This window comes from Aquamicrobium aerolatum DSM 21857 (genome assembly GCF_900113935.1).
GTDB classification, from domain to species: Bacteria; Pseudomonadota; Alphaproteobacteria; order Rhizobiales; family Rhizobiaceae; genus Aerobium; species Aerobium aerolatum.
In genome coordinates this window covers 1-5,625 of sequence record NZ_FORF01000043.1, presented here as the reverse complement: position 1 = coordinate 5,625, position 5,625 = coordinate 1, and the positions used below count along the sequence as shown (strand labels likewise).

Annotated in this window: 6 protein-coding genes; all 6 read right to left on the bottom strand. The window is 61.5% G+C overall.

All coding sequences use genetic code 11. From position 1 onward, the window contains the following. Nucleotides 1-308: 308 nt before the first annotated feature. Nucleotides 309-500: a hypothetical protein gene (locus BMZ42_RS17585; RefSeq protein WP_091525165.1), complete on the bottom strand. Its 192-nt coding sequence runs from the start codon at nucleotides 498-500 to the stop codon at nucleotides 309-311. After that, the gene (locus BMZ42_RS17580; RefSeq protein WP_091525163.1) at nucleotides 490-762 is read right to left on the bottom strand and encodes a hypothetical protein; all 273 of its coding nucleotides are present in this window, start codon (nucleotides 760-762) and stop codon (nucleotides 490-492) included. The genes BMZ42_RS17585 and BMZ42_RS17580 overlap by 11 nt, the downstream gene beginning before the upstream one ends. Next, nucleotides 759-1,196 carry a DUF5681 domain-containing protein gene (locus tag BMZ42_RS17575; RefSeq protein WP_091525161.1) on the bottom strand — a complete coding sequence of 146 codons (438 nt, stop codon included), beginning with the start codon at nucleotides 1,194-1,196 and terminating at the stop codon, nucleotides 759-761. The genes BMZ42_RS17580 and BMZ42_RS17575 overlap by 4 nt, the downstream gene beginning before the upstream one ends. 43 nt (nucleotides 1,197-1,239) lie before the next feature. Next, nucleotides 1,240-1,647: a hypothetical protein gene (locus BMZ42_RS17570; RefSeq protein WP_091525159.1), complete on the bottom strand. Its 408-nt coding sequence runs from the start codon at nucleotides 1,645-1,647 to the stop codon at nucleotides 1,240-1,242. Further along, complete coding sequence (locus BMZ42_RS17565) at nucleotides 1,644-4,550, bottom strand: hypothetical protein (RefSeq protein ID WP_091525158.1); 2,907 nt, start codon at nucleotides 4,548-4,550, stop codon at nucleotides 1,644-1,646. Before BMZ42_RS17565 ends, BMZ42_RS17570 begins: the two co-directional genes overlap by 4 nt. After that, a partial coding sequence (locus BMZ42_RS17560; RefSeq protein WP_210185247.1) for a hypothetical protein occupies nucleotides 4,550-5,625 on the bottom strand: 1,076 nt, incomplete at its 5' end. The genes BMZ42_RS17565 and BMZ42_RS17560, both read right to left, overlap by 1 nt.

Here is a 5,625-nt window from a genome sequence, read left to right as displayed (position 1 = left end):
CATCCTGCAAGTGCGAGGGCGATTACGGCAATCGAAACAGCGAACTTCATTTGATCCCCCTAGTGTCACTCGCCTCTTCTGACATCTGAAGATGAAGCCGACTAGGCCGCTAGTGAAAAATGCTGTGACTACAGCATTTGCTGTACGAAACAACCACACACCTCTCGATAAGTAAACGATCTGGAGGCGCGGAATTGCCGGTCCCGACGTCGCAACATGAATTGACTTTCTTTTGGGCCAGCCAAAAGTCGTGCTGCACATTCCATTGGCGTGCGGTTGCGTTTTCCCTTCACTTTCATCCCTCCTGTTCAGAGGGGTTGGAGCGGCACCAGGTGAATGATCTGCACCTCGTCATCTGTCAGCCCACGTTCGGTCGCCTCACGATGAGCCTCCGCAATGTCATCGTCCGAAACGCACATGCGCACGAGTTTGACGGTAGGCGTTCGCGCGCCGGCAATTGCCTCAAGCTTTTCCAGACGTGTTGCGAGATTACCTGCCATGGGATGCTCCAATCTCATGTCGCGTGTTGACGATGCTGATCACGAGCCGCTGCATTTCCGCCTGCGTCAGTTCATCAGCTGCTTCGCGGCCATGCAGTCGTTCAGCGTCCTTATGAGCAGGAACTCCGGCCGTTGTCGCGATGCTGGCCTCGACCGTGTCGATCATCCGGTCCAACTCCTCATCGGTCAAAAGCTTCAGCGGGTCTTCAAGTCCTGCTTTCTTCTCCAGCCGCTTCAGACGTAGCGAAAGCGCCGTGCTCATGGCTTGCCCATCCTTTCCTCGAGAGCTGCAAGACGGTCGGAGAATTCGTTGGTTTCGATGGCCTTGCGATGCGCCTCAAGCAGCGAGATTATGGTGGCGCCTTCATCCGGGGAGATCTCGCCATCGGCAACCTGCCGGGTGACGGCGGCGATGGCTTCCGGCAGATCATCCACTTTGGACACGTGAGGCAATTCGAACGTGATCCCTCGTCCTTTGCGCATTGGCCATGCACGATCAAGGATCAGGCGGCCAGCAGTCGTGTCACCTTCCTTTGCCTTCTCGATCATGGCTCTGGCGATGTCCGTCATTTCACCCTCTGCGAGAGCGTCCAAGGCAGCTAAGGCTTTTGCGCGTGCACCAAGGGGGCGGCCTGCAGGGTTGCCGCTCTGGCCGGGCTTGAAGCGCGTATCCTTGGATTTCTTGTCGGTGCTCATGTCCTGATGCTGTCCTGTATTGGCAGGGTCTGCGAGGCTTAGGTCAGTGAACGCTCTCGCCCGTGCATGCTTCCTCTGGCGAGAGGGGACCTGCTGCGTCCCGGGCAGCGTTGCGCATTGCGATCTCAAGGACGACGACAGCCTTGCGCAGGCAGGCTTGGGCGATATCGAATGGCACGCTGGCCGCTGACTGGTCTGAGCCCAACAGGCGCTGCATGTCTGCGTGGTTATGCAGGCTGAACGCTCCGATAAGCATGTGCGACAGACCTTGCATCAGATCTCCCATGGACAGCTGATCGCTGGGGGTCCAATCCCGCAGCTCGACAGCGCAGGCCTGGAAACGGGCGAGGGCGGCTGGGTCACACATTCCCTGTATCCCAAGAAGGTCGAGCGTCTCGAGTTCACCAGACAGGTCGCGTACTTCGATGATGAGTGGGGGCTTGCTGGTCATCGCGGCGATCCTTCCTCAGCGCCCATCGTTGCCGACACGCGAGAAGCGCGGCTGTAGTGCCTGGCCATAAGCTTCCAGACGCCATGATCCGGTTTGGACGGTACATTCGACAAAAGCAGCTTGGCGACGTTCGGATTGAGCATCGCGTCTGCGATCAGGTCATCAACAGTGTGCAACCCGGCTTGGCGCATGGCCGATACTGCCTGACCGCCCATGACCCCGGCCATGGAGGCGAGCGGGCCGCTGACGTAGGAGCCGACGCCGGCGGCAGCAACTGAAAGCAGCTTGCCCAAGTTGGACACACTTCGATTGCCCGCGGCGATCATGTCCTGCGTGGTGTTCGAGCCACCGGGGATGCGAACACCGGCAATCGATCGGTTGGCCCGCGACAGGTCATCGGCAATTGCCTGCATCCGGCCAACATCGTCAGCGCTGAAGCCAGCCAAGCGCAGCGCCTGCTTGCTTTGTTTGAGGAAACTCTGGAACTGATCGGATCGGATGCCGGCCTGCCCGCTGGTCGCGACCTCGGTGTTGCCGACGAAACGCCCGGTCATATAGTCAACGGTGGCCTTCTTCAGGCCCTCTAGCGCTTCCTTGTCGCTCCCGATGGCCGAGCGAATGCGCGACATCTGCTGAAGGCTGTCGCTGCGCCCAAAGACGCCGCCCACGGTGTTGACGATATCGGTCGGATCATCGACGTTCAGCAGCGCGCCAAGCTTGCCCTTGCGTGCGTCATCGAGACGAAGCTTGCGGGTTCGACCCACTTGCTCGATGGCTTCCGAGGCGCGGGCAGCATCACCAAGGCGCGCATCCAGTTCGGGGAATGACCGCAGCGCCTCTTGATGGCGTCGCCGCCATGCCGTCACCCGAGCCGGGTTCAACGTGCCATCAGCGTCCATTGCGAAGGCCCGCAGGCGATCGACTGCGTATTCCTGAATGACGGGGAGAGCCTGTTCATCACCGACAGCGTTGCGGAAACGGCGGATGGCTTCGGGGCTTGAAGAACTTGCGTTGAAAATGCGCTCCGGCACGGTGCCGGTTGGAAGATCGTAGGGAGCCGTTGTTGAGGGGCGGCGACGGATCGGACCAAGCGTCTTGTTGTCGAACGTCTCGACGCGGGTGCGCGTGGCATGCCGTGCTTCCCTCAGTCGTCCGAGGGCTGCTTCATCAAAGTTGGGCTGGAGGTCATCGCCCGATAGTCGCGGATCGCGCGGAGAACTTCCAAATCCGCCGAACGTTTCGCCTTCTGCTCGAGGTGCGCCAGAAATGCCGGATGATCGGCCGATGGCAGGTCCGCGAGAGCCTGCTCCATCGACTTCCCCGGTCGCTGCGTATCGTCTGTCACGGAATGCAAAGACCTCATCGCGCAATTTCGCGAGCAGAGTATTCTGCTCATCCATCACGCCTCGTGCAACTGCATCGGCCTCCTGAGCGACCTTACCGGCAATCGCCGTTTCCAAATCGCCTTCGATAGCCCTGTTCAGTCGCGTCAGACGACGATATGCGGGGCTTTCACCATTCGCAAGTCTTTCGGCGCGCAGTTCGGATTTGATCCTGCTCTGGAGCGCAGTAAGTTCACCGAATGGAACCACTTCATCATAGTGCTGCAAAACGCCGTGGATGGAGGCTTCCTCGCCCGTCATCGGCTTGGCAGAGCGCGGCAGATCATCTGCAATCGACCGGGCGGCCTGCTTTGTGCCTCGAGCGGCAAGGGCGAGACTGCCATCGGGGTCAACGGCCTGCCACAGGGCGCGCTCCTGGTCCTTTGCCGCTGCACGGGCTGCTTCCAGCGCCTGGCGTATGTTGGAGCCGGCGGCATCGGGCGACAGGCCTGAGCCGACGTTGCCAGCGCTCTGGCGCGCCGATTGGGTTGCCGCGTTGAGTGCATGCTGTGTCTCGTCATCAATCCGGGCAAGATGATCGCGCACCGCCTTGGCGACGGCCTCGGGAGCGCCATTTTCCTGAATGCTGCCCAGATGGCTCAGGCGAGCCGAATTCTGCTCCGCACGGCGCTGGGCGAAGAGGTCAGGACGCCGTGCAGCCGCACCACGCTCCATGCCGCCAAGGCCAAGATCGCCGGTCGCCTGGAATGTCGTGGGGTTTGAGCCTGGAACCAGATCATCAATCCCATCGTCAAGCATTTGGCGAACCGCGCTCGGATCGGTCGCCGCGTCGTAAAGCTGTCGGGCAGCAATACCTTGGCGGCCGGACTCTCGCATTGGCGCTGTGAAGTCCGAGAATGCTTCCCGCGCGGCGCGCCCAATCGCTGGGGCGCTGGCAATCGCTGTTCCCAAAAGACCACCAGCAAGGCCGCCAGCGGTTGCAGCGAGTGCATCATACCTGTCCGGAGCGACTTCCATTCCAAGGGAGGCACCGCCGCCAGCGGATCCACCTGCAAGCATTTCGCCACCAGCGGCGCGAAGGCTCCCGGGCTGGCCGATGAATCGAGCGGCGCTTTCTACCGCTCTGCCACCACCGGCGCGCAACAGCCCGCCCACAGCCGTCTGTGGGGCGACGGTGTAGCCAACCCCTTCACCCACGCCGCGTGCGATGCGCTCGCCAGTCGTGGTCGCCTCGGTGTTGGCTGGATCAAGCACCGGGTGAATGTCGCCCATCCGATTGGAGATCCACTCGCTGCCCATGAACCCGTCAGATGGCAGGTGCCGAATGTCCGCACCGGTCGCGGCGTTGATGCCGGAGATGCCGAGATTGATCGCTCCGCGCGTCAGATCGACCGGTAAGCCAGCCGTGTTGTAGATCGCGCTATTGAGGCCGGCGGTGCTGTTGAGAGCCAGACCGCTGCGGGCCGCTGGGTTTGCCGGTTCATCAAACTGATCGAAGATGTTCCCGCCGGGAACTGCGGCACCAGGCTCTGCATCGAACTGATCGAAGATGTTGGTCATCATTGACCTCCCAAAACCCGCTGCGCAGCGCCTTGACCATATTTCGCGTCGAATTGGTCAGCCAGTTGCGGGTTTGCTCGCAGCATTTCCGCCGCACCCGAAGGGATGCCGCTGCTCTGTCGTGTCTGCTCGAACACTGCATCACCAGCCTGATGACCATGAACGATCCGAAGCATCGTGCGCTCGTAATCCTCCAGATCGCGTTCGAATGTCGGGCTGTCCGGATCGAGCGCGCCGGACTTCGCGGCCAACATTGCGCCCTCGCTGTCGGAGACGTTGCCGAGCGCACCGCCCGTTGGTGAAGCCTCACGCATCGCCTGCAGGTTCTCAATACGCGCGTTGGCCTTGAGAACGTCAACTTGCCTGCGGGCCTCTGCGGCGTTGGATTCCGGAAGTCTCGACATCATTCGACCGACCGTCCCCGTTGCGGGGAAGCCTGGGGCTGCCAGCGCATCACGTGCCAATTGCGCCGCGTTGGTAATGATCGACGTGGATGTCTCGCGTCCTTGGGCGGCCGCCGCGACCGATCCAGACCTGTCCGCTGGGCTCCCGGGGACGGGTGCCGCCCGGGGCAAACCGGTGGCGGGGTCAATGACGGGTTGTCGCGTCGCGGGGTCGAGAACGTAGCCGTAATCGGCGCTGAGTTTTCCGAGCCCCGGTGCACCATCGCCGCTGAGATTAACGTTTGTCTGCGACGATCCCGACTGGCGGAAGTCGCGGAAATCCCGACGGCCTGATTCATCGAGACCAAGATAATGCGCAAACTCACGCATCTGCGCGGTGGGCTCATTGAGCTTGGCCATGCGTTCGTATTCGGCCTTGGCGACCTCTCTGACCGATTGCGAGACGTCGGGATTGGCAAGAATGCCAAGCATGTGGGACTGCGTCTTGTTGAAGCCAACACGTTGGGCATCGGATCGGGCCGCTTGGTCAGGTTGAGCGCGAAGTGCGTCGTTGACGGTTGCCGTAGGAGCCGGGGGCAATGTGGCTGGCTCCCCAGCCGGCACCGCCCAACCATGCTGCTGGGCAATCACTCCCCAGCTATCGGGCTCTTGTGAAACCTGATCGGGGATCT